This is a genomic window from Nocardia carnea, from assembly GCF_029869215.1.
Taxonomy (GTDB): domain Bacteria; phylum Actinomycetota; class Actinomycetes; order Mycobacteriales; family Mycobacteriaceae; genus Nocardia; species Nocardia carnea_B.
In genome coordinates this window covers 27,588-50,804 of record NZ_JARWPM010000348.1, presented here as the reverse complement: position 1 = coordinate 50,804, position 23,217 = coordinate 27,588, and the positions used below count along the sequence as shown (strand labels likewise).

Annotated in this window: 21 protein-coding genes; 10 read left to right on the top strand and 11 right to left on the bottom strand. The window is 64.7% G+C overall.

What is annotated here, in order from left to right; all coding sequences use genetic code 11:
• The first annotated feature begins 497 nt into the window (after positions 1-497).
• On the top strand, positions 498-1,745 hold the full coding sequence (locus QH276_RS24315) for a hypothetical protein (protein WP_280399584.1): 1,248 nt from the start codon (positions 498-500) through the stop codon (positions 1,743-1,745).
• Between the two features lie 256 nt (positions 1,746-2,001).
• Here the strand turns inward: QH276_RS24315 and QH276_RS24310 are convergent, their stop codons facing one another.
• The 7 genes from QH276_RS24310 to QH276_RS24280 all read right to left on the bottom strand — a co-directional run bounded on the left by QH276_RS24310 (position 2,002) and on the right by QH276_RS24280 (position 6,387).
• Entirely contained in the window at positions 2,002-2,301 is a 300-nt protein-coding gene (locus QH276_RS24310; protein WP_280399585.1) for a hypothetical protein, read from the bottom strand.
• Positions 2,302-2,362: 61 nt separating this feature from the next.
• Positions 2,363-2,656, bottom strand: coding sequence for a WXG100 family type VII secretion target (locus tag QH276_RS24305; protein WP_280399586.1), 294 nt, complete (start codon positions 2,654-2,656; stop codon positions 2,363-2,365).
• A gap of 64 nt (positions 2,657-2,720) precedes the next feature.
• The gene (locus tag QH276_RS24300; RefSeq protein WP_280399587.1) at positions 2,721-3,524 is read right to left on the bottom strand and encodes an ESX secretion-associated protein EspG; all 804 of its coding nucleotides are present in this window, start codon (positions 3,522-3,524) and stop codon (positions 2,721-2,723) included.
• The gene (locus QH276_RS24295; protein ID WP_280399588.1) at positions 3,521-4,492 is read right to left on the bottom strand and encodes a PPE domain-containing protein; all 972 of its coding nucleotides are present in this window, start codon (positions 4,490-4,492) and stop codon (positions 3,521-3,523) included. Before QH276_RS24295 ends, QH276_RS24300 begins: the two co-directional genes overlap by 4 nt.
• A complete protein-coding gene (locus tag QH276_RS24290) occupies positions 4,489-4,797 on the bottom strand; it encodes a PE family protein (protein ID WP_280399589.1) in 309 nt (102 codons plus the stop codon). Before QH276_RS24290 ends, QH276_RS24295 begins: the two co-directional genes overlap by 4 nt.
• Positions 4,798-4,813: 16 nt before the next feature.
• Positions 4,814-6,073, bottom strand: a complete 1,260-nt coding sequence (locus tag QH276_RS24285; RefSeq protein ID WP_280399590.1) for a hypothetical protein — start codon at positions 6,071-6,073, stop codon at positions 4,814-4,816.
• Positions 6,070-6,387, bottom strand: a complete 318-nt coding sequence (locus QH276_RS24280) for a type VII secretion target (protein WP_280399591.1) — start codon at positions 6,385-6,387, stop codon at positions 6,070-6,072. The genes QH276_RS24285 and QH276_RS24280 overlap by 4 nt, the downstream gene beginning before the upstream one ends.
• A gap of 815 nt (positions 6,388-7,202) precedes the next feature.
• Between QH276_RS24280 and QH276_RS24275 the strand changes: the two genes are divergently transcribed.
• From QH276_RS24275 to QH276_RS24260, 4 genes are read left to right on the top strand one after another with little or no spacing between them, the layout of a single operon-like run.
• Positions 7,203-8,546: a hypothetical protein gene (locus QH276_RS24275; RefSeq protein ID WP_280399592.1), complete on the top strand. Its 1,344-nt coding sequence runs from the start codon at positions 7,203-7,205 to the stop codon at positions 8,544-8,546.
• Between the two features lie 27 nt (positions 8,547-8,573).
• A complete protein-coding gene (locus tag QH276_RS24270; RefSeq protein ID WP_280399593.1) occupies positions 8,574-10,580 on the top strand; it encodes a hypothetical protein in 2,007 nt (668 codons plus the stop codon).
• Positions 10,577-11,371, top strand: coding sequence for an ESX secretion-associated protein EspG (locus QH276_RS24265; RefSeq protein ID WP_348536959.1), 795 nt, complete (start codon positions 10,577-10,579; stop codon positions 11,369-11,371). The genes QH276_RS24270 and QH276_RS24265 overlap by 4 nt, the downstream gene beginning before the upstream one ends.
• Before the next feature lie 54 nt (positions 11,372-11,425).
• A complete protein-coding gene (locus tag QH276_RS24260) occupies positions 11,426-11,965 on the top strand; it encodes a YbaB/EbfC family nucleoid-associated protein (protein ID WP_280399594.1) in 540 nt (179 codons plus the stop codon).
• 429 nt (positions 11,966-12,394) lie between these two features.
• Here the strand turns inward: QH276_RS24260 and QH276_RS24255 are convergent, their stop codons facing one another.
• The 4 genes from QH276_RS24255 to QH276_RS24240 form a co-directional block, all read right to left on the bottom strand.
• Positions 12,395-13,660 carry a cytochrome P450 gene (locus tag QH276_RS24255; protein WP_280399595.1) on the bottom strand — a complete coding sequence of 422 codons (1,266 nt, stop codon included), beginning with the start codon at positions 13,658-13,660 and terminating at the stop codon, positions 12,395-12,397.
• 1,023 nt (positions 13,661-14,683) lie between these two features.
• Complete coding sequence (locus tag QH276_RS24250) at positions 14,684-15,124, bottom strand: SRPBCC domain-containing protein (protein WP_280399596.1); 441 nt, start codon at positions 15,122-15,124, stop codon at positions 14,684-14,686.
• Between the two features lie 24 nt (positions 15,125-15,148).
• On the bottom strand, positions 15,149-16,552 hold the full coding sequence (locus QH276_RS24245; RefSeq protein ID WP_280399597.1) for a cytochrome P450: 1,404 nt from the start codon (positions 16,550-16,552) through the stop codon (positions 15,149-15,151).
• Complete coding sequence (locus QH276_RS24240; protein WP_280399598.1) at positions 16,549-17,601, bottom strand: Rieske 2Fe-2S domain-containing protein; 1,053 nt, start codon at positions 17,599-17,601, stop codon at positions 16,549-16,551. The genes QH276_RS24245 and QH276_RS24240 overlap by 4 nt, the downstream gene beginning before the upstream one ends.
• A gap of 372 nt (positions 17,602-17,973) precedes the next feature.
• On the opposite strand from QH276_RS24240, the gene QH276_RS24235 reads away from it, so the two are divergent.
• From QH276_RS24235 to QH276_RS24215, 5 genes are all read left to right on the top strand, one after another.
• Positions 17,974-18,129, top strand: coding sequence for a hypothetical protein (locus QH276_RS24235; RefSeq protein ID WP_280399599.1), 156 nt, complete (start codon positions 17,974-17,976; stop codon positions 18,127-18,129).
• Positions 18,129-19,151, top strand: a complete 1,023-nt coding sequence (locus tag QH276_RS24230; RefSeq protein ID WP_280399600.1) for an aKG-HExxH-type peptide beta-hydroxylase — start codon at positions 18,129-18,131, stop codon at positions 19,149-19,151. Before QH276_RS24235 ends, QH276_RS24230 begins: the two co-directional genes overlap by 1 nt.
• 49 nt (positions 19,152-19,200) lie before the next feature.
• A complete protein-coding gene (locus QH276_RS24225; protein WP_280399601.1) occupies positions 19,201-20,424 on the top strand; it encodes an MFS transporter in 1,224 nt (407 codons plus the stop codon).
• A gap of 729 nt (positions 20,425-21,153) precedes the next feature.
• Positions 21,154-22,641, top strand: coding sequence for a cytochrome P450 (locus tag QH276_RS24220; protein WP_280399602.1), 1,488 nt, complete (start codon positions 21,154-21,156; stop codon positions 22,639-22,641).
• 204 nt (positions 22,642-22,845) lie between these two features.
• Positions 22,846-23,157 (top strand): hypothetical protein, encoded by a 312-nt coding sequence (locus QH276_RS24215; RefSeq protein WP_280399603.1) that lies wholly within the window; start codon positions 22,846-22,848, stop codon positions 23,155-23,157.
• Positions 23,158-23,217 lie beyond the last annotated feature (60 nt).

Below are 23,217 nucleotides of genomic sequence, written 5' to 3'. Positions count from 1 at the left end.
CCCGCCCCCCCCCCCCCCCCCCCCCCTCCGCCCCCCCCCCCCCCCCCGCCCCGGCGCGCCGGGGCGGGGGCGCGGCCCCCCCCCCCCCCCCCCCCCCCCCCCCCCCCCCCCCCCCCCCCCCCCCCCCCCCCCCCCCCCGGTCTCGTTTTACGAGCCGACTACCGACGTATATCGCACCGGGTGGTATGAGTCCCCCGTATCACATTATTGAATGTCCTTATTTCACAATCCTCGGCAAGCGATCGGCCACCATTCCTACAGTGCAGAAGTCCGTGTACCGGTCCCACTTCCAGCGTAAATAACTTCGTGCCGCATCACTCGGCCGGGTTACCCGCGAGTCTGCCAACATCGCGCAACCAAACGAGACCCTACTCGGGTTGTAAATCTCTGTGAGGTTTTGAAAGATCTACTGGATCGAAGCCGGAGGAAGTGGTCGAATTCTAGGCACACTCGCTGAACCCACCACCTTCCGGCCTGTTACTCAGGAGGTTGTTGCCGTGACCGAGACCAGCGGTCCGACGTTGCGTCCGTCACCGTTGGACCGGCTGTTCCAGCTCGACCGGAACCAGGAAATATCCGCCGACGAAATGCGCACGTATGCGCGGGAGCTGGGGGTGTCCGAGCGCACCTTAGGACAGTGGTTGGCGGCGCGCCGGGCGGCGGAGACGCCGGTCGCGCCGAACCGGGCACCGGAGCCGGGGACCCGGCAGATGGGCTATCGCGACGCCGGCCGCCGGCCGCGGGTCCCGGTGTCCGTGACCGCTGGTGACCATCTTCTGTCGCGTATTCCCGACAGCGATGTGGCGACCTTCCGCGCCGACGCCTACCGGCGCCTGAGCCCGTCCGAATTCGCACGGGTCGATGCGGTGTACACGGCGGGCCTCGAGGCGACCTGCCGGTGGCTGAACGCGCGCAGCGGACTGCCCTGCCGGCACGATCTGGACCGGCGGGCCGACCCGGTCTGGTTCGGCCGCGACGAAGTGGCCCGGGCCGAGTACGCCCGGTCCGTGCTACGCCCCCGCCCCGCAGCACGGAGCGTGTTGCCCGGCGGTTCCGGGGCGGGTTCGGTCGACGAGTGGATCGATATTCTGGGGCTCTACCGTTTCCTCGGTGGGTTCGTCGCCGGCAGCCCGGGGCGCGGGAATACCGTGGTGCGGTTGCGCGGAGCTCAAGCGGCCTTCCTGCTGCACGGGATGCGTCTGGACTTGCCGCCGGACCTCAATTACTCGGTGGGGCCCGGCTTGACGACCGTGCGGCTCGACAGCCGGACGGTCGAGCAGATCCGGGCCGGAGCCCCCGACCCGGTCGCCGCGGCGGCCCTGGCGACCGTGCTGTTCACCGGTGCCACGATGGTCGAGCTGGGTGCCGTGCCCCGTGTGGGGCTGATGGGTGACGCACTCATCTTCACCGGGCCGATCGGTTACGCACGGGCGGCCGATGTGTATGTCTGGGTGATACCACGCGTGGCTCAGGATCTGTTGCACGAGGCGGACCTGCATCGGGAAGCACACGGGGATCGTGGCCCGAGGCTCTTCGCCGGTGCTCTCGGTGCCGCCGGGCGCCGGCTACGGGATACCGCTGCCCGGTGCGGGCTGGCCCTCCCGGCCACTCGTCATTGGAACCACAGCTGGATTCGCCGGACGGGCCTTCTCCGCGGGCTCGAAGCACCGGAGTATGTCCGCAATTCCGACCTGCTGTTCGGACTGCGGTTCATCCCGTCGCCCGGGCCGCCGCCGGAAGGCTGAACCAGCCCGGACGGGCAACACCCTCGGGGTGGTATCAGCTCACCCTCGGCGCGGATCATCCGATCGAGCCGCGTAAAGCGCTGTGGGACAGGTCGAACCGGCGCAGGTTGCCCAGGAACGGTGGCAGTTGATGCGGTTCGGTGGTGAGCGCCGAGTGGCCGACGCCCCGACCCGCGTAGGTCCGGCGGCGCCCGAACGTGCTCGACGCCGGCTGAACCTGGTCCAGCCGGCGTCGAGATGTGCGGGAAGGTGGAAGTCACACGATATCGAAGCTCCTGCCGATTCCACCGTCGACTGCGATCATGTTGTCCAGTGCATAACCGGCGCTCGCGTTGAGGTCACGAAGAATCTGTGTGGTGTCCGCGAGCTCTTTCATCAGCAACGAATGTGTCGCATCGAATCCGGCTTGGGCCTCGGCCCCGGCGAGGCTGTCACGGAAAGCGGGTCCGGCCAGGCCCAATTCTTCGATTTGAGTGTCCATTGTGCCGGCATACGTGTTTATTGCCTCGACCATTTCGAGGATCTGGCCCTTGCTGTATTGAATGAAGTCGCTCATAGCTCAGGTTCTTTCTTTCAGAAGTTTCGGATAATCGTGGGGGCGGGGCGACGGCACCCGATCAGACGTTCGCCGCGTCCCCTTCGCTGATCTGTTTGCCGCTGTTGTTGACAGCTTCCTGGAGCAGCTGGAACTTGTCGTTCAGGCTCTTCGCCTCTCGGTCCCAGTCATCGAGTTTTCTCTCGAATGCCGTGTTCGCGTCTCCTTTCCAGCCGCGCTTGACATCCTGCACTTCTTGGTTGATGAGGTTGAACGTCGTGCGAAGGTTCTCGATCGCGTCGTTCATGCGGGTGGCGACGTTGCTGACCGCGGCCTGGTCCGCGCCGATGGAATCGTCGAGATTGGTGAAACTCATGGTGTTGACCTCTCATAAGTATCGGGACACCTGTGGCAGCGACCCGGTCGATGGATTGGTGGAGTCAATTGCCGTGTGGCGGGATGAGCCACCTCCCTCCGGGGAGGCCCTCTAGCAACGTGGAAACGGCCTGTGTTATCCGGTGTCCTGTTCCGCTGCTCACGGTGGTCCAGACCTGCTGATCCGGGGCGACCATGGGAGCGGCCACGATCCGCCCACGATCGGTGTCGTATACCACCACAGCCCCGCTGGCGCGCGTGGTGACCCCGTCAGCGGAGGCGCGTGCCACGATCTCGGCGACTGCGTAACAGGATCCGAACGCCGCACCGAGGAGGGTGGCCTCTCGCTCGCAGGCTCCGAGTGCGAAGAGTGCATCGGCGAACGCACCGGTCGTTTCCGCGCTGTCGAGCCGGTCCGCCAGCTCTGCGGTGGGAGCGCTGAATCCCGCTGTGTCGGCCGGGTCGCACTGTCCCAGAGCGGACAACACCGGAACCGTGAGGCTGGCGGCCGACCCGTCGCTCCACAGCGGGCCGATCTCGAACTCGGCTCCGGCGCGGACGGCTGCCGCGCAACGCCCGGCACGCAGCGCCACACAGACCCGAGTTTCCGAGTTCTCGGCGTGAACTCGGGCGACCAGTTCACGTTCCGGTTTGGCCAGGATGTACAGCGCCTCGGCGAGATCGGGTTCGATATCTCCGTAGCAGTCGATGACGCCCGCGGCACGCAGGTCGTCCATGGCCGCTCCGTGAGCAGCGTGCCAGTCGTCGTAGGAATCCTGTTGTGGCCACGCTTGGAGCACAATCGGCAGCGTTTGAATATTCAGTCGCTCCGCGACGGCCAGTAGCGCATCGCTACCGAGGCTTTTCATCGCGCCGCCTCGGCCGAGGTCTCGGCGGTGCGCCCCGACGGGTCGCCGGGTACATCGGCAACACCCAGGACCGCGGGTGCGGCCTGCAGCTGGCCGACCACCTCGTCGGAATCCGCGCGATAGGGAGATACGGACCCGCGGCTGTTGCGTTCGTCATCGCTGCCCGCCGCCGTCGGGGTCATTGCGCCGGGCATCATGCGTCCGTTGCCCGCCTCCGAGTGTGCCGTGGCGGCGGGGGAGTATTGCGTCGAGGGAGTCGATTGCACTGTCGGGGCGGTTCGGGACGCCGTGAGCTCACGGGGTACCGAAAGCGCCGGCATGCGAGGAAACGCGGTAACGCCCCGCGGGGCCGGTATCGGGGACGGGGATGTTGCCGCACGTGCGGCAGTCTGTTCCGCACGCAGTGCGGTGTCCGAGGAAACCACCGGGGGAGTTTGGTGCTGCCATGGCGTGGCCAGCGGCTCGCTCGCTGTTTCGTAGGTTCGCATCACGCGCGCGGCATGGGTCTTCGCCGCATCCTGCTGCGTATCGGTTTCGTCACCGGTCGCCAGCAGTGGTGCACCCAGCGTGGCACTCACCTGCGCCAGCGTTCGCTGGGCCTCGGCGAGGGCAGCGAGCTCTACGGGATGGGGCATAGCGGCGCGGGCGACCTCATAGACCACGATGTGGTCGGCAACCCGGGTAGCGTTGGCCGCCGCCGCTCGGGCGGCTTCCTCCAGCGCGATGCGCAGCGTGGCGATCTGTTCGAGGAAGACGGTGCCGTTGTCGGAACACCAGGCTTGCCGAAGTGCTGTGAGGATATGGTCGTAATCCAGCAGAGCGGTACCGAACTGTGCCCCCAACCGGGTCCAGGCGGCCACGGTTTCGGCGAGTTGTGTGGTACCGGCGCCGGCGTTGAGGTCGCGGGCCAGCTGCTCGGCGGGCCGGGCTTGCCACACCACACCGGTGAAGCCCGGTGGTTCGATCATCCGGTCACCTCGACGCCGCTGCCGAAGTGCCCGGAGGCGTGGAGGTCCATCTCGAGGATCGCGGTGGTTTGAGCACGCACAACTGCGGCCAGTTTGCGTAGCTCGTAGACCACCAGATCGGCGGCTTCGTTGTAAGAGTCGCCGACACGGCACAAGGTCTGCGCGGCCTGTACCGAAACCTCGTCGCCGCCGGCGGGTTCGGTTCGCAACAGCGGCCCGTCGTCGCGGAGAGCGGCGCTGAGCCGATCGGCGAGTGCGTCGAGGTCGCGGGCGGCGGTGTGCGCGAGTTCTGGATTGTATTCCATGGTTTCGTTTCCGACTTCACAGAGTGAGTGCTTTGTCCGGTGGTGGCCCCTCGGGCGCCGTGTCCGCGGAGTGATCCGTGGCGCCGATAACGGGCGGAGTCGCGACGTGGAGGTCGCCGACGACCTCGCTACCGTGCTGGCCGGTGACGAGTTGGCCGCCCAAGGGGCTACCGCTGGACACCGATTCTCCTGCCCCGCGTGCCATTCCGCCGGTAGGGCCCCCGGGCAGGAACCCGGGGGTGCCACGCATCGGCGAACCCGCGGGCGAGCTGTTGGCCGTCGACGCGCCGGCCGGTGCCGTGGTGGTTCCCGTGCCGCCGGCGGCCGGTGCCCCGGACCACGGTGCGAGGGGCCGGGCCACGGGGTTCGGTCCGGTGCCGCGGGCCAGCGCCGGGACGCCGCCACCTGGTCCACCACCCTTCGGGCCGTGGCTTGGCCGGGTGTGGGAATCACGTTGTAGCAGAGCAGTATCGGACAACGTCCGCGGATACGGGGCGGCGCTGGTTTCGGCAAACGCTTTCGCACCGGTGGTTGCCGCGTTGAGGACGGTCGGCAGGACCTGCATGATCTGCTGCAGCATCTGCATGGTGTCGACGTCCGGCGCGTCGGTGACCGGAATCTTGGTGCCCGTCGCGGCCATCTCGGCACTGTGCGCGGTGAGTTCGGCGCGGGTCTGGGCGACCACGGCCAGTGCCTCGATCATGGTTTCGATCGTGGTGGCTGTCAGGAAAACCTGCCCGGCGCCGGTACCGAGGAACGGGGCCGCCATCGTGACCGAAGTGATGTACTTCGCGATGATGGCGGCCATGGTGAGCCCGCCGCGCATCACCGAACCCGCGGCGGCGGCGACACCCAGTGACGTCTGTGCGCTCTGGGCTGCCACCGCGGCACTGTCCGCGTTCACCCGGCTCTGTTTGGCCGCTGCGCCCTGAGCGCCCTGCCCCTGCCACAGGCCGGACGCCAGCTGCATGGCAGACGACCCGACTTGTATCGCGGTCTGCATCACCGAAGACGCTTGGGAGAGGACCTGCACCGGATCGACCTCGGGTGCGGCGGGGAACTGGCCGGTGCCGAAACTGCTCGCCAGGTCGGTGAGCGGCCGTGTCAGTGCCGAGAGATCGAGGGTGGGCAGGGGGAATTCCGGGAGGGGCGGAATCTGCGGCAACGGTGGCAGGCCCATATCCCGCAGCACCTGATCGATCGGTTTGTCCATGATGGGGCCGACCGGGCTCGACCGCAGTGCCTCGGCGATGGTGGGGTCGAGCGGCGGCGTCATCTGATCTCGCGAATCTTGCCGAAATCGGCGGCGGACCTACCGTCGGTGGACTCGTAGGCGGCCGCGCTCCGATGGGCGGCGACCGCGGTGGCGGCATGGACGGCCGCGATCTCGTTCACCGACAACATGTTGTTCGCCTGCGCCACCGCGAAGGCGGCCAGGAAATCCTGACCGATCAGACCGAATACCGGTACCGCGGCCGCGATGACCGCCGCCTGATTCGTGGCTCCGACGGTCGCGACCTCGACCGCTGTGCCCGCTTGGGAATCACCATAGCTGCGAATAGCTGCTGGCGTCGCCTGCAGATCGGACATTCTCGTACCCCCAACTCTCTTGTCGGTAGAAACTCGAAATTACCTGTGGTGGCCGGGTTTCAGGAGAGATCTCTACTCAAATCGAAGTTAAGAAATCCGATCGACCGGCCGTTCGGTACGAGAATATTTACAGTTTTCTGATATTTTCAACCGTGGGAACATTTGGGAATCTGCTGTGTGCTCGATCGCTCGGGTTCTTCGATCCTGCAATCGAAGTCGCGTCGGGGCGTGCAGCGGCCGCGGGATCTCGGTACTGCCATATCGGGGATATCGTCCGCCGAGTATGTGCCGCCCTCGAGCCGAGGGCGGGCGAGTTTTTCGCGCGGTTGGGCGGCTCGGAGATCAAGCGACTGTAAGCAATTCGTGGAATGTATTGGCATCGATTGACAGCGGCGCGCGCCGCCGCTGGACTGTGATTCGAAATCTCGGAGCATTCGTCCGCGGTGCGCCAGGTGCACGGCCACGCGCGGCTCTCCGATCGAGGCGAGTGTCGAAAGGGTTCCCACGGGATGGCGGGACAGGGCAGTGGCGACGATACGGCGAACTCTCCGGATGTAGCTTTCACCCTGCACGCCGCCACGGAAGCAGCAGATGCCGCTGAATCTGCTCCGGTAGCCGGGGAGCCCGATTCTCCTGACGCCGGGGGGCCCGACCGGGATTCGAGGTCGGAATCGCGAGGCGAATCCGAACTTCCGGCCGAGGCGGGAGAATCCGACACGTCCACCGGTACCGACACGGCGACGGCCGATAACACTCGCATACCGGACTCCGGCAAAGCGGATACCCGGGACCACGTCGAGCGGATCGTCGATGCGTTGATCGCAGCGGCCCCTGATTCGTGGGACCGGCTGTACGGGGAGTTCGCCGTAACAGTGTCGGAGCACCACGCCCAGGTGGTATTCACCTCGGGTGGTGTCGACACCGTCGTCGCGGCACCGGATCCGACGGTCGCGCTCGCCCGCGAATACCGGGTGGTCTCGGCCGAAGACGAGCGAGGGCCGTGGTGGCGGCTACTGCTGCATGTCACGCCCGACCGCGTGATCGAGGTCGACTACGACTACGGTGAGGACCCGTTCCCCGAAGGCCAGCTCTTCGGTCCCGCCGCCTACCGCGCCGATATCGAGACCTATCCGCGGGAGCGGCTGCCGATCTGGCTGGCCGCATATATCGGGCATGCGGGCCGGCAGACCCGCAGCCCGCAACGCGCCGCCGCCACGGCACGCGCCGACCGTGCCGGATCGGTGTGGTCGGAGCTGGCCGAGAACGAATTCCCGCCGCTACCGATTCTCTGGGCACGCTGGACGACCCTTGCCGCCGCGTTCGTGGCCGCGGGTTCGGAGTGGGGTCCCAGGATTCTGCCCTCCCTGGGGTGGTTCGAAAGCGCCCGGCGCAGCGGGTCGACCCTGGCGTTGCTGCCCGGCGACCGCGCAGTGCTCTCCGGCGGTGTATGGAATGCCGCGACCCTCGACGACGCGTACAACGGCACCGGCGAAATGCCGAGGCTTTTCGCGGGAGCGCCCGAATGGGTCGCCGACCCGGTCCTGAACCCGCGGGCGACCTCCGGCCTGCTGTCCTTTTGCTATTGGTGGGAGGCGGGTCGCTGGTATCGCGGTGAATCGCCGGCCGCCGCGCAGTGCGCCGCGGCGATGCCCGGAGTGTGGACCACTGATTCTGTGCGCGACATCGTCTCCCGGGTTGTCACGCGGCCGCGCACGGTGGATGCGGACGAGACCACGGCGCTGATCGCTGCGGCCGAAGCCGGTACGGTCACCGAGGAAGCCGCCGCGTCTGCATTCGGCAGCACCGGTACCGATATCGACGGTGCGCTGTACCAGTTCCGCCTCGCGGGCCTGATGACAGAAAACCGCGCGGAAATGCCGGAACAACTCGCTTTGACGCGGATTCGTCAATACATCACCGGGCGCGGCCTGGACACTACCGGATACCCACTGGACGAATTGGTCGCCGACCGCCTCGACTGTGGATGGATGGTTTATGTCCCGGTGCCGGACGGCGAGCTGGCAATCGGACGGGCCATCTTCTACATCGCCGACGACGGGGTACTGGAACCTTCGTCGTCCTCTGTTCCGCCGGCACGGTTCATTGCCGAGTTCGAGCGACGGTTCCAGGCGCGAACCCGGTCCGGGAGTCCGGTGTAGATCACGAATCCGTGGGGAGCATACGATATGACGACTCTTGCAGAGGGTGAAGTCGAGGACCCCGCTGCTGTGACCGACGAGACGACGGTGCCCTCGTGGACCTCGCTGGTCGAGTTGGCGGAAACGCCGGATGGACTGAAGATAGACGATGGCACAGCGGAAGCCTGTGCCACGATGTGCGCCGAACTCATGAGTGCGTTGGCAGCACTGCAAGCTGACGGCTTGATGGAAGGTGCTGGGAGCCTGACCACCATTGCGCCACTGAGTTCGCTCGAGGCGCTCGACTACCGGCTCACAGGACTCGGCACCGCTCTCAGCGAGATTCTCGGAACCGCGGACAAGGACGGAACACATCTCGGGGCGCTCGACGGCATGCTGGAGACATTCACCGCCGCCGGGAAGGCATACTTGGAGGCTGACGGCCTGTCGTCCGACGGGTTCCTGGAAGACATCGTGCCTTCGACTACGGGTTCCGGTGTCACTTTGACCGAGCACTCCGGGGAAATCCACTCGAAGAAATTTCTGATGGAGCGGCTCGAAGCAATGGAACTCATTGATACGTCTGTCAGTGGTATCGAGCCGGACCCTCCTCGGACCCTGACCTATGAGCAGCTGTACAGCTTGGGGGAATACATCAAGACATTCGGTCTTGCGGGGCTCTACGAATCGAAGGGGACCAAATGGTATCGGTGGGGAGATACGATTCGAGACCGTTCCTTCGAATTCAAGAATGATCTCACGTCCCGCACCCGCGACGCATGGCACGGTGACGGGGCAGCGGGAGCTGTACTCGCGGTGGACAACTATGTGACTCAGCTCGATGCCCTTCGTGAAGCAATATGGCGAGTTGGTGACGCATTCCGCTACGCGTCGATATGGCTCGAACTGACCGCAGAGGCGATGCCGGATCACCCGGTGAATCTGGCGGGTACCTGGTCGGCGTACTACGATCCGACGGGTGCCCAACTGGACACATACGGGTACGCATATATGGACCCGAGCACGATACCCGACGACTTCACTTGGAGGACGGACAGTAGCGGAGACCATCCCATCGTGATCATCGACGACCCCACGCGCAACTTTCAGGACAGATATAATCAAACCTACGCCACCGGATTTCGCGAGACGGTTGCCGTGTTTCCGAAATTGCCTGCATATCAGGGGGGCAGCGAGATTCCCCCGCCTGGAGACCCGTTCGGGAATGACGACACCGACGACGGGGGTGGAGGTGGGGGCGAGACCCCCGAATTTCCCGCGGGGAACGGGTTTCCCGGAGGGGATGCCGGCTGGCCGACGCAAGATGACCCATCGAGCCGTACCTCGTTGCAGTCGACGGAATCCTATGCGCTCGAGGCTATGGAGGCCGAAAGAGAGGCCGCGGCCGAGCAGCAAGCGCAGCAAATGGCGCAGGGCCTCCAGCAAGCCATGGGTATGGCCCAGCAGGCCGTCCAGGATGCGTTGGGTGCGGTCAAAGACATGACCGGGCTCGAGTCGCAGGCTGAATTGCCCGCTGGCGGACTACCGCCGCTCGGGGATCTTTCCGCTGCGCCGCCTGGTCTGTCAGGTCTGGGGGCTGGGCTCGGCGGTGGTTCCGGGCCAGGTGGGAATGCCACCGCCTCTGGATCAGCCAGGCCTGGTCTGGACCCGGCGAAACTGTTCCCCCGCGCGTCCCTACCGGGGATCGGAACACCAGCGCCAACGCTGGCGGCGAACTCCCCGATGAATAGTGGCGCCCCGATGGGGGGTGCGCCGATGGGCGGTGGTGGCGCTCCGGCGGGCGGCCGTGGTCAAGGTGAAGACAAGCACGAGCGGGCGAAATACCTCGACAATGCACAGAACCTGGATGAAGTGCTCGGAGATCCGCTTGACATGACCCGCTCCGTTGTCGGGGAGACCGGAGCTCGGCCGGTGCCTCCGGTGCCTCCGGTGCAACCTCACCAGCCGAGTCCGCACCAGCCGACACCAGCGCCACATCCGCAGCCGAGGCGAACTGATCAGCCGGTCATCGTTCGCCGCTCGCAAGGCACATGATGGGTCGCAGTTGGACCCTGACAGGGCTGGAATTCAGCGTGCTGTGGGAGGATTTGCGGGAGGTCTCGCTTCCGGCACCGTTCACCTATCTCTCGGACGCGCGGTCTTTCTCGGAATGGGAACGTGAAGAACGAGATGCCCGTTCTCACCTGCAGTCCGTTGACAAATACGGATTGGGCGACGTTCTCGACATTGTGGCCAGACCGGACCTGCAGGTCGTTCTGCATGCCTGGGATCCCCGCGCTGGAAATGACCCCGCGACGCATATCCGGCTGCACGCGGTTCGTCGCGGCCCACGCACCTATCTACTGCAGCAGTTGCCGGGTGAAAGCGTCCAGCACAGTGGTGGTTTCACCATCACCGAATGTGGACATCTTGCGTTGGCGGAACTGATTGCGGCCCGATTACCGGACAGGGAACCCGGCCGCTTCGACTCACTCCCGATCCCGGGCGGGAAATCTTTAGAGGCGAATCCTGGTGAGTCACTGGTTCGCGAGCTTCCGGACGATCCGCAGACAGCGGCCGGTGTGGAATTCATCCGAAAACCGAAAGAACTGACAGGTGCTGTGGAGGTCAGGCAAGGGCTGTCTCCGTTGGGACCAAAGTATCGTGCGCGGAGGGGATTCTGGCTGTACGATCTGGTTGATGACGGTCGCTATCTGGTAATTCCTGGTCGACAGCATTATGCCGTGGGAGTGGACACAAGCAAGATTTCCGATCGGATCAATACCCTTACCGCCGAGGTGATCGCGGCGATAACAGAGCAGCGGCGCGGAGTGGCGCCGAACTGAGATAAGTAGATGGGTCAGATGTGGAAAGGGCGTATCACTGAGGGTGGGGCCGGGATGGAGGCGATTACCAGCAGTCTGCAGGAGCAGCTGCGGCTGCTCGCGGAGATCGAGAAACAACGGGCTGCGCTGACCGTGAGTGCGGCGACGCCGGACATGCGGGTCACCGCGACGGTGGACGCTTCCGGGCAGCTGATCGGTCTCGAACTGTCCGATGATATCGGAAAACTGACTCCTGCCGAGATCGCCGAGGCAGTTCTGGCCACCACCCGCCAAGCGGCGGCGGAGGTGACGAAACTGAGCGGTGAATTGTTCGAACCGATGAACGAGAGCCGGAACCGGATGCCGACACTCTCGGAGCTCTTCGAGAGCTACCCCGAAATCGAGTCGCAGCTGTCGGCGGCCGCCGAGGAAGTGACGGCCGAGCGGATTGCCGGGGAAGAAATGCAGGAGATGTCGATTCCGCGAACCGAATCTCTGGTTTCGGCGCGTCCGGATGAAGAAGACATCTTGATGGAGTTCGACGAGGTCGTAGATATTTCGAGAGCCGAGGAGACCGGATCCGGCTCCACGGTGGCCGACCGCGGCTGGGAATAGTGGCGACAGGATTCGGGCCGCAGGCATAGCCCTCGGTAACCGGTGCGGTGACAAGGGAACGACGTTCGAATAGGAAACAACAACCAGGTCCGGCCGTACAGTAGGCCGGGCCTGGTTGTCCAGTGTGTAAAGGCCTTCACCCCGGAACAGGGCAGTGGTTCCGGGAATCATGTGGTCGGCAATGTGCTTCGAACTCCGGGACATGCATCGAAATCCGAAGCCCGGATAGTCCTCACCTCCTTTCCGGCGTCGAAAGGGACAATACACCGGTATATGGTTGAGGCGGGGGTGATATCCGGGAACGCGTGGATATTTTGGATTCCGTTGAGCGCGGCACTCGACCGTCAGCCGTGGCGGCGGACTCGATCCCCTGTGCTCATGGCCCGGCTCGGCGATCGATCGATATGGGCAGGCCGGGCCACGGAAGAGTCAGACTACAACTGGCAGGGATTGGGGGGTGCGCAGCATGTAGTCGGGGGCGTAGTCGATGCCTTGGTCCGGCAGCGCCAGGCGCATATCGGGGAACCGGTCGCGCAGCGTCGTCAGCGCTGTGGCGACCGCGAGCCTTGCGAATTCGCGTCCTGCGCACTGGTGTGGTCCGGCGCTGAATGTGATCGGCTTGACGTCGTCGACTTCTCGGCGTTCGGGCAGCACAGTATGCGGGTTTGTGAACTTTCCCGGATCCCGGTTGGCCGCACCGATCATGACGAAGATCGAACTGCCCTTCGGGATCACCGAACCGTCGCCGAGGGAAACGTCCTGTTCGGCGTAGCGTCGCCAAGCGACAACTCCGGTTTCGGTGCGGAGGATATCTTCTACCAGTCCTCGCACCCGTTCGGGTTTGCGTAACATATCCCAGTGCTCACGTCCCTTGTCGGACAGTAGGTACCGGGTGCTGTTGAGCAGTCCGCCGAAGCTCGACGAATAGCCGGCGACCATGACGGTCATCAGGGCCGATGCGGCGAGTTTGGGGGCCAGGCCCTGGGCCAGTAGATGGCTGGCGAGATCCTGGGCCGGTTCTTTCGCGCGCGCGGCCACGAGCCGTCGGCAGCCACGGGAAAGATCGGCCAGCCCACCTATATTGGCGACGCGGTCGCGACGTCCGATGATGCGGGCCAGCAGCGCGACATGGGCGTCGCTCCAGGCCTTGATCTGGGGCTCTTCTTCCGCGGAGAACCCGAGCAGCTCGCTGATCGAACCCGCTGCCAACGGTCTGGCGACAGTCGCCTCGAAATCGACCGGTTCGCCGGTTCGAGCGGCGGCCGCCAGGGCGTGGGCCGCGGACTCGGCCCGCCGGGTGATCATCGCGCCGTAGTTCGCATGCGTCGTGTCCGCCCGCAGCGAAAGTCCGCGCGGACGGGCGAACATCGCCTTCATCACCGTACTGTGGGTGGCCTTGGTAGCGTTGTTGATGGACTTCGGCACCCCGGCGAGGTGAGCGATGTGCGGAATCGCTTTCAGGTGCGTCGCGAATTTCGGAAACGGCGTGAGGGGGTCCAGGGTGTTCCGGCTGGATGTGGCCGGATCGGAACCGTTGAGAATTTTCTCGACATCATCGTAGCGCCACACTGCGTGCAGCCGGGTCTTCCGGTCCAGGAAAGTCGAGATCTGAGAGGAATGCAGGCTGTCGTAGTAATCGGCGAGTATCGCGGGCTCATACGCCCCGCGCTCGGTGAACGGCACGCTGTATGACATGAGATTACGTCCTATGCTGCTTGTTACTGCTGTAATTGCCGCGGCTGGCCGGCTCGGCGCATCCGACGCCATCCGAATCCATTGGTGGATCGAAGCCTGTTCGGAGATCGAAGGTGGCAGGTGCGCAACGGCATTCGCAGAGCAAACTCGGAGGCCGTGTTCCTGATTCGACCACCTGCCGCGGCGAAGGGCGCTTCCGCCCGGGCAGGCAATGCAATTGCCATGAGGTGCAGGCTAGAAGCGGAAGGCCTGGAGTGCAGGCCCGCCGGCGAGAATTTGAAGTCCTTTGATGTTGCCGAAGTGATGCACTTCGCTGGGATGAACCGTGGCGACCCCATTCGATCGGGTGTCGGATCTGTGCCCGGGCGTGCGACCGCCGGGGGGCCGACGCAGAAAGCGCCGGCGGCCGAACGCGGAGCGGTTGACCAGCGAGCGCAAAGGGGGTGTCTCCGCGACCATTGGTATATCGGGCGCCTTCTGGGGAGGGCAGTGGTTTCAGAAGGCGAACAGACTTCGAATTTCTTGGCGAGTAGTGGATTCGAGGCCGGCTTTTATCACCTTCTTTTCCCGGCTGGTTTACGAAGCATGGTTCGGGCGTGGGGAAGTAGCGGAATCGATCCTCAATCAGAAGTTTTCGCGCTCTTTGATAGTCCTATAGGTCGATTCGATTCTGATCATCGCTCGAGTTCGGACCGGGATGGTTTCCGCATTGTCCTCGATATAGTGATCGGTCACATCATTTCTACCGATAAGGCTGGGGGCCGGCTCGACGTCTCGAATGGAGTCACTGGGGGATTTCGGCGCGGGTCAGGCCGAATATAGGTATCACGGTGGCCGCCCACCCCGGAGTGAACCTCGGCGGCAGCGCCGCGGGGTGCCGGCCGTTGACTTCGGTGACTGATTCTTGTGTTGCCAGCGGAAGTCGCCCCTCCGGCCCTGGATGTGTGGATACGCCAGGCATTGGCGTCGAAGGCTCCTGCAGCGTCGCCGCCGAATCGGTGTCGGACAAGGCAGGGCGAGGTGTCAGTGATCCTCGGCCCGCTGCCGCAGCGCTTCGTTGAGATCGTGGTACCGGGGCTTCAACCGGAGCATCAGTGGGCGGACCAGGGGAATGGCCAGCCCGTGATGCCGGCTGTGGTGACGCATTCGGGTGCCATCCGGGAGGGGAGTGAGGTCGAATCCGTGCCGGCCGTCGGCGAGGTGCGCAATCCCCAGCCGCCCGCCCCAGTGCAGCCGGTGGGGAGCGTCGGCCTCCCGGACGATCACGGTAAACGGCCGGGGATCGAACCGGGCCGAGAACCGTGTGTAGAGAATCAGTTCCCGGCCCGGCCGGGCCTGGCCCAGCGCGTCGACGAAGAATGGATTCCATTCGCTGTAGCTGGAGAAATCGGACAGTATGTGCCACACCTTCTCGGGTGGTGCGGCGATATCGATCCAGGTGTCGATCTCGACTACGGGCATCATGCGCACTCCAGAATTCGCGGACTACTATCGGGCGGTCACCAGGGTGCGTAAAGGGCCGTTCGGATAGGTCTGGTGGATTCTTTCCCGGCGTACCGGCAGCCGGCCGGTTACGCGCAGCTCGAATCGCTGCAGCAGTTCGTCGATCACCGAGGTGGCGACCGTCTCGCTGAAATGCTGTGCGATACAACCGAACGGCCCGCGGCCGAAGGTCGCCGGCTGGGGTTTCGGCGGTCGGGTGTACCGGTCCGGATCGTAGGAGTCGGGATCACCGGGGATACGGTGCCTGTCACGGTTGAGTGTCCCGGGAAAGACACCGACGGCCTGTCCGGCCGGTATGTGGTAGGTCCGGCCGTCGCTTTCGAACTCGTATGGTTTCTCGAGATAGCGGATGAGCGAGGACACGGGATGCATACGCACCGATTCGGTGAAGCAGTTCCGGATGAGTTCGCGCCGTTGTTCCCTGTTGCTCAGCGACTGGATACGCGCGCACAATTCGGGGCGGGTCAGGATGTCGACCAGCGCCCAGTACGTGTAGGTCCCGGGGTACACCATGGCGTTCCAGAGCACGTACATGACCATCCACCTGCGGTCCTTCTCGGAAAGCGGGGCATCGTCCACATTCATGGCCGACACGGTCTGCAACAGCGGCGAACCCTCGGCGGAGAACCCGGGTAGTTCGTTGCGCAGCATCCGGAACAGTCCGCGGGTGGACCGGAATTCGGGCATCACATAGTGGTACGGCGTGATGGACAGGGTTGTGCGCGGTATGTCGATTCCGTCGCCGATATGGCGGTAGTACCGCGTCAGCCGCGGGCCGAGCGCATCCCAGAACTCGTCACCGGCGAAGTACCGGCCACAGACTTCGTAGACGATCGGATGTAGGACCTCGGTGAGGTCGACCGAGTCGGCCCAGTTCGCCGTTCGCCGCCGGACGACTTCGGCCGCAAGTTCCGGTACCGCGTCGACCCGGGCGGCCGGCAGCATTTCGGCCATCCCGCGTCGCCCGGCGAGTATCAGCCGCTGGAGGCTTTCGGGGCCGGACTTCTCGCGCGGGAACCAATATCCGACGGTCGGTACCCGATGCAGGACCTCGCCGACACCGGCGTGGTCGGTGGGCAGTGCCAGCACCCGCCGATAATGCTCGTCACCGAGTAGGAAGGTGAAGTCATAGATACTCGGCACCCGCAGGGTGAATACGTCGCCGTACCGGGCGCGGTTGCGGATAACCAACCCGAGCGGGTCCGTGATCACCGACGCGAGCCGGGTGACGATGCCGATGACCGGGATGTTGTCCGCCCCTGCCCAGGCGATGGGCGCGGCGACCGTACCCGGCGGTGTGGGTGTCGGGCGGCGCAGCCAGAACCAATACTTCGTTACCGCGGCGGCTGCGGCGACGCCGGCCGCCGAAACCCATGCTGTACGTGTCATTGCTCTTCCTGTGGATAGAATTGCCGGGCCCAGGTCCGGTACTCGGCGATCGGTCCGTCGCCGGCCGCGATGGCGGGTCGGCGCAGGTACTTCTTGTGGTCCCATATCCGCTGGTCCCGGCGGAGTTCGGCCGCGACAACCGTCAGGACGATTCGTTCCAGAACTGCTTCGATCGGAGCCCGGACGATGCGCGCGATCACGGACCCACCGCGTCTGCGCAGGAGCGTGGCGATATGGGCGTCCACACCGCGCCGGCCGGTCGGGGTGGTCAATACCAGCTGGCGGATTGCCCAGCCGCCGTCGAGAGCGAGCTCGACGAGAGAGAATCCGAGCCCGTCGGCCCGAATGCGGAATTCGCCGCGCAACCCGCCGAGCAGCGGGACGGGTTTCTTGATCGCATAGCAAGCCCGGAGATAAGGTCCATCGGTGGTCATCGGTTCGACGACCCGGATATCGGTGAACCGGTGCAGAACACCGAAATGTCCGATGTCGACGCTGTTTTCGGTCACTTCCTGCGGGTGACTGTGGAATCGCATCCGCTTCGTACGCGGCGGCCGCCAGCCGTCCGCCGGTGGTTGCCCGATCTCCCAGGGCTCCCGTCCGGGCGGCCCGTGCCAGACCAGCAGGACGCCGCAGATCTCGCGGAGGGGCAGAATACCCAGGCGCGCCGCGGGTGGTGGCTTGCCGTATGGGGAGTGGGTGCATTTCCCCGCGACCGAGAACCGGAATCCGTGAAACGGGCAGCGCAGCTCTTCGCCCTCGACGGTTCCGCCGCGTCCGAGGTGCGCTCCCAGGTGTGGGCAGTAGGCCTCGATGGCCTGTACATCGCCCGATGCTGTGCGGAACAGTACTATCTCGCGATCCATGAAAGGCCGGGTCGTCACGGAACCGGGCCGGAGTTCACGGGAGAACGCCACGGCGAACCATCCGTACGGGTATGCGGGTGGTGCGTTCTGGATACCCCGGGTCGCGAGGGCCCCGGCGAACCGGAACTCGTGACCGGAGGACAGCGCGTTCTCGTAGCGGACGAATTGCTCTGGAACCGACACCGGAACACCCTTCCGGCCGACCTCGGCCGGCCGACCTCGAAGTAGTCGACGTGCCGAGGAAATGTTGCGACCCGCCGCTGGCGCCACGATATCCGGGTGCGTGCCCGCGGCACTGGATCCGATCGAACCTGCTGTATTTCTTTACGGCTCTTTGAATCTTCTCGCCGCGCGGGTTGAATCCGACTGTCCGGGGCGCAGAACCTCCCGATGGTTCACCGGGAGGTTCGGCGAGAAGCCTCTGCTACTTCTCTCGGATTGCACCCGGTGGCAGTTACTCAAGTAGCGGTAAAATGCCCCGGGATGCGATGCGCGTGCCGATTTCGAGTAGAACAATCGAATTCCGTTCGAAACCAGATTCTTCCGGAGGTTGTCATGGATTCATCGTTCAACAGTTTGCCCGCATCACCACGCGATACTGCTCAGGTCGGCGTCACCAAGTTCGATGCCTTGCCCACCACCCCGCTCGATGTGGTCCAGAGCGCCGCGCAGTTCGGCTTTTGCAAACTTGCCAAGGGTCGCTCGGCGTAATGGCCACAAGCGCCACGACGGCGGAGTCCGGGTCCGGAGTATTCGAGGCACAACCCGATCCGGTCCGGGCTCGGCTGTTGCGAACGACAATCAATACTCAGCTGCGGGATACCTTGCACGCGGCCCTCGCCGCCGCTGCCGGGGTTCTTCCCGAACAGGCAGAGGCCGCTGCGGTCGCGGTCGGTGCGCTCGATATCGATCGGCGGATAGCGCCGGTGGTTTTCAGCCTGTGTCGGCAGATCTCCTCCGGTGTCCGTGATCAGGATGTCACCAGGGTGGCGGTGGGTCTGTCGAAACTGCGGATGCGATACGAGGAAGACGGGCTGTTCGCGGACGAGTTCGAATTGTCGCCGATGCGGTGGGACGAATGCGATATCGAGACTGCGCACTATCTGTACGGCCCGCTCGGTCCACGCCTGGCGGGCGACCGGCTCGGTGAGATGCTTCCGCTCCCTGCCACCGAGTACGACGAGCACGCCGCCACTGTCGTTCGCGCGCTGCATTTGATCCACCATGCGGATTCCGCCATGTCCGGTGAGATCCACGAGCTCGTCGCCGGTATCCGCCTGTTCGAAGGCGGCGGCCTGCGCGCGGTCTCCTCACCGCGCAGTTTCGGCCTGATGCATCTCTCCCCGCCTGTGGGCGACCGTGAACTCGCCGACCCCACCACCTGTTTCGTCGAGCGAATCGTTCACGAGGCGTCCCATATCGCACTGAACGCGGTGATGACTCTCGATCCGCTGGTACTCAACGATGCCGGCGAGCGTTACACCTCGCCGCTTCGCCCCGATCCCCGGCCGATGTCGGGTATCTACCATGCCGCGTTCATCCTCAGCCGGGTCGTTCATGTGCTGGAAAAACTACGCCCGCACTACGACAGCCCCGTGCTCGGCGCGACAATCGACCTCACTCGCACCAAATTCACCGAAACCCATCGCGTCGTTCTCGACCACGGGCAGCTCTCCGGCGCCGGGCGCGAAGTCCTGAACTCCTGCGCCGCCTTGGCGGCCGCGTCGAGCTGACCCACGCAACTTGGCTACCCGCAGAAGTGATGTGCCCGAGGCACAGCCGATGAGTTCACCGCCGGTGCAGTCCGAACGCTTCGGCGTCATCGCGACGCTCCGAAGCACGCCGGTGACGGTGCGATATCTGTTCGCCGGTACCATGGTGAACCAGCTCGGCGCCTTCGTCACGGGATTTCTCGTGTTGTATCTAGCGCAGCGCGGATACAGCATGAGCCTGGCTGGTTTCGCGGCGACCGCGTACAGCGCGGGCGCCATCGCCGGCACAATGGCATGGGGTGAGTTCACCCAGCGGTTGGGCCCGCGCGCCACAATCGTCACCGGCATGATCGGTTCCGCCGGGTTTCTGGCGGTGATTCCCGCCATCGTCGCTACGGGCCGGCCGCCGCTACTGCTCGCGGCGGTCGCGGTGGCCGGATTCGCCGGTCCGTCCTACCGTCCTGCCGCGGCGGTGATGCTCGCCGAGCACATGCCGGCCGAGCATCGAGTGATGGCGTTTTCGATGCAGCGGATCGCCTTCAACATCGGGGCGGCGCTGAGTCCGCTCATCGCGGGGGCGCTCATTGTCCTCGACTGGAATCTACTGTTCTGGTTCGACGCCCTCACCGCCCTGGGATTTGCTGTGATTGCGGCCCGGAAGCTGCCCGCGACTCGGCCCGGCGCACCCGTGGAGCCCAGAGCGGCACCGGGTCCCTCCGGAGCCCGGGTGCTCCTGCGCGACCGCCGCTACCACCTGTTCCTGCTGTCGATGCTTATCACCGCGGTGATCTGGGTTCAGATCTTCACGACGCTACCGCTGGCCATGACCTCCCACGGCTACTCGGTGACCTTCTACAGCGCGATCCTGACGACCGGCTCGGCGGTGCTGGTCCTGTTCGAGCTGAAAATCACCGCCTACGTGAAGTATTGCCGTCCGCCGGTGGCTGCCGCCGTCGGTGCCGGTGTTCTTGCTCTCGGCGTCACCGGATTTGCGCTCACGGGACACGGTGGCGCTGCGATTGTCGTGGCATCCCTGGTGACGGTGACCGGGTTGATGATCTTGGGCCCCACCACATTCGCCTATCCCTCGACGTTCCCGCCCGCTGTGCGTGCGCGCTATATCGCTGCCCACCAGACCGTGTTCGGGTTGGGACAGACACTCGGGCCTACGCTCGGTGTCCTGGTATGGACCACGATCGGGGCCGGCGTCTGGCCGGTGTGCGGCGCGTTCGGGCTCCTCGCCGTGGCGTTCGGATGGGCAGGAATGCGACCCCCGGCTTGCCGGCCCGCCTGAATAACCCAGGAGGGCTGCTGGGTACCGGCCCGACACAGCAGCCGGTGAAGAGTGTGTCGCCGGGCGTCCGTGTACAGTGCACCCGCTCGCTGGTTTCGGCGCGTGCGGATGAAGAAGACATCTTGATGGACTTCGCCGAGGTCGTAGATATTTCGACAGCCGAGGAACCGGATTCGGCTCCACGGTGGCGGACCGCGGCCGGGCTTGGTGGCGACAGGATTCTGGCCGCAGGCACTGCCCTCGGTAACCGGCGCGGTGACGAGGGACCGACGTTCGAGTAGGAAACAACGGCCAGGCAAAGCCGTACAGTAGCGGCCGGGCCTGGTCGTCCAGTGTGTAGAAAGCTCTCATCCCGGAACAGGGCAGTGGTTCCGGGAACCATGTGTGCTTCCGACTCCGGGGCAAGCATCGAGATCCGAAGCCCGGATAGTCCTCACCTCCGCCGGCACCGACCGGCTCCTACGCAGTGGCTGTTGCATCCGGATGGCCTACTTCGTGGCCCCTGTGTCCTTGTCTACGCCCGATTCGAGGAGCATGCCGCGTCGTGATGCCGGCAGGTCAAGGGCTCTCGGTGCGCTGATCGAGTTCGGCTGCGGCCGGTTTTGATCAGAGTGGTGTCTTGCCCGCGTGCTGCGGCTTGCGGTGATCGCAACGCCTAGCACAACGGGATGTAAATTCCGCTCGCACAGCGGGTCCCTTGCGCAACCGCGGCCTATCGTCGCTGTGGGCATGCTTCCAGGCACTGCCTACAGCGCAATATCAAGGCATTACGTCGCCGTTCGCGGCAGGAGGATTGCAGTGCTAGGACGCGACGATTCGGGTGCCGGCCCAGTGCAACCTCGTTCATCCCAACCCGCTGCGACCGGCTCCGCTGAACATCCGCAGCGACCGGTCACGGCACAGATCCCTGCTGCCGGACTTCGACTCGGCCTGGTCCGGGACCCTTTCGCCTATCTCATGGATGCGGCGGCCCGTCACGAGGGTCTGGTCCGCGTAGGCCCCGGTGTCCTGCGCACCTTTGTGGTCAGCCACCCGGATCACATCCGCCGGATCCTGGTGACGAACGCCGCCAACTACCCGAAGGGGTCGATGATGCGGCCGTTCCGGGCGGCGCTGGGCAATGGTTTGGTGACCAGCGAAGGTGACTACTGGAAGCGGCAACGCCGGCTCATGCAGCCCGCATTTCACAGCAGGCAGCTGGACGCAATGGAGGCTCATATCGCGGCCTGCGTCGAACGGGCCGTGGCTCGCTGGCGCGTAGATGCGCAACAGGGTGTGCCGGTGAATATCCTCGACGAGTCGATCCGACTCAATGTCGAAATCGTGCTCGGTGCCTTGTTCGGTACATCGATCGACGGTCCGCGCGCCGAGCGTCTCCGCGAACTGACCTCACAGGTTTTCGCGGGACTCGCATCGAAAGTCTGGACGTTCTTCCTTCCGGACCGGCTACCGATGCCGGGTGCGACGGTGTATCGGCGAGCGGTCGCCGAACTCGACGGCGAGGTGTATCGCATCATCGGTGAACGCCGCGGCAGCGGCGACTGTCCCGAGGATCTGCTCGGACTTCTGCTCGCCGCGGAGGACAGCGAGACCGGTGAGCGGATGACAGACCGGCAATTACGGGACGAGATATTCACTCTGTTCATGGCCGGTTACGAAACGACCGCGACCGGAACAACATGGATATCATACGAACTTGCCAACCACCCCGAAATCGCCGAGACATCGGTCGCCGAACTGGACCGGGTGGTGGCCGGTGAATCACCTACGCTCGCCGAGCTGTCCCAGCTCGAATACCAGCGCCGGGTGATCAATGAGGCATTCCGGCTGCATCCACCGTTCCCGATCTGGTTCCGTGAGACCGTCGAACCCGATATGCTCGGCCCGTACCGGCTGCCGGCGAAGGCGCGGATAATCCTCAACCCACATATCACTCATCGTGATCCACGATACTGGGATGATCCGGAATCGTTCGATCCAGATCGGTTCGCGCCCGATCGGTTCAGTTCGCGGATGCGTCACGCCTACTATCCGTTCGGAAAAGGTGGCCGGGTGTGTATCGGCGAACGTTTGGCGACGAGTGTCACACAAATGGTGGTCAGCGCACTGGTTCGGAATTTCCAGTTTACAGTCAGTGACGGTTTCCGCGTGGAAACCCGCTATGTGGTGACCTGTCAGCCCCGAGGTGGACTTCCGCTGGTTCTGCGGGAACGTTGAGCAGCGTTCGGGCAACAGCGTAATGCTGCCGCGTTGACCGGGATGGCGGGGCGGACGAACTCCGCACCGAATAGCGGTGTGCAGGGCCAAGGCAGTCGACAACATCCAGACCCGTGGACCGCTACTCCGCAATCGGTGTGGCCGGAAGTGCGGCTCATGACAACGATTTGATGGTTTCTTGAGTGAGATATCGGAGCCGGCCATGTGATGATCGAAAGCACTATGGCTGAGCAAGTTGAGGTGGACCCCGAAAGTTTCCGGAAGGGGACGCGTTCGGTGGGGGACGCATACGAGGGAGCGCAGGCATCGGGTAGCCGGATTGCTGCCATCCTGTCGGGTTTGGCTGCTGCCGCGGGAAAAGACAAGCCCGACAACATGGTGCCGTTCGCCGAAAATATTGCTACTGCCTCGGGCGTAGTGCTGCCGGATGCCTTGTCCGATGTGCACGATGCGATGCGTGCCGGCGTCGAGGCGCTGGAAGCTACCGAAGACAGCTCGGCTCACCGATTCGGGTAGGGAGTCGATGAGAAGGAGGACTGATCGTCCTTCCCGGCTTCGGGGTTCGGGACTGCGGGC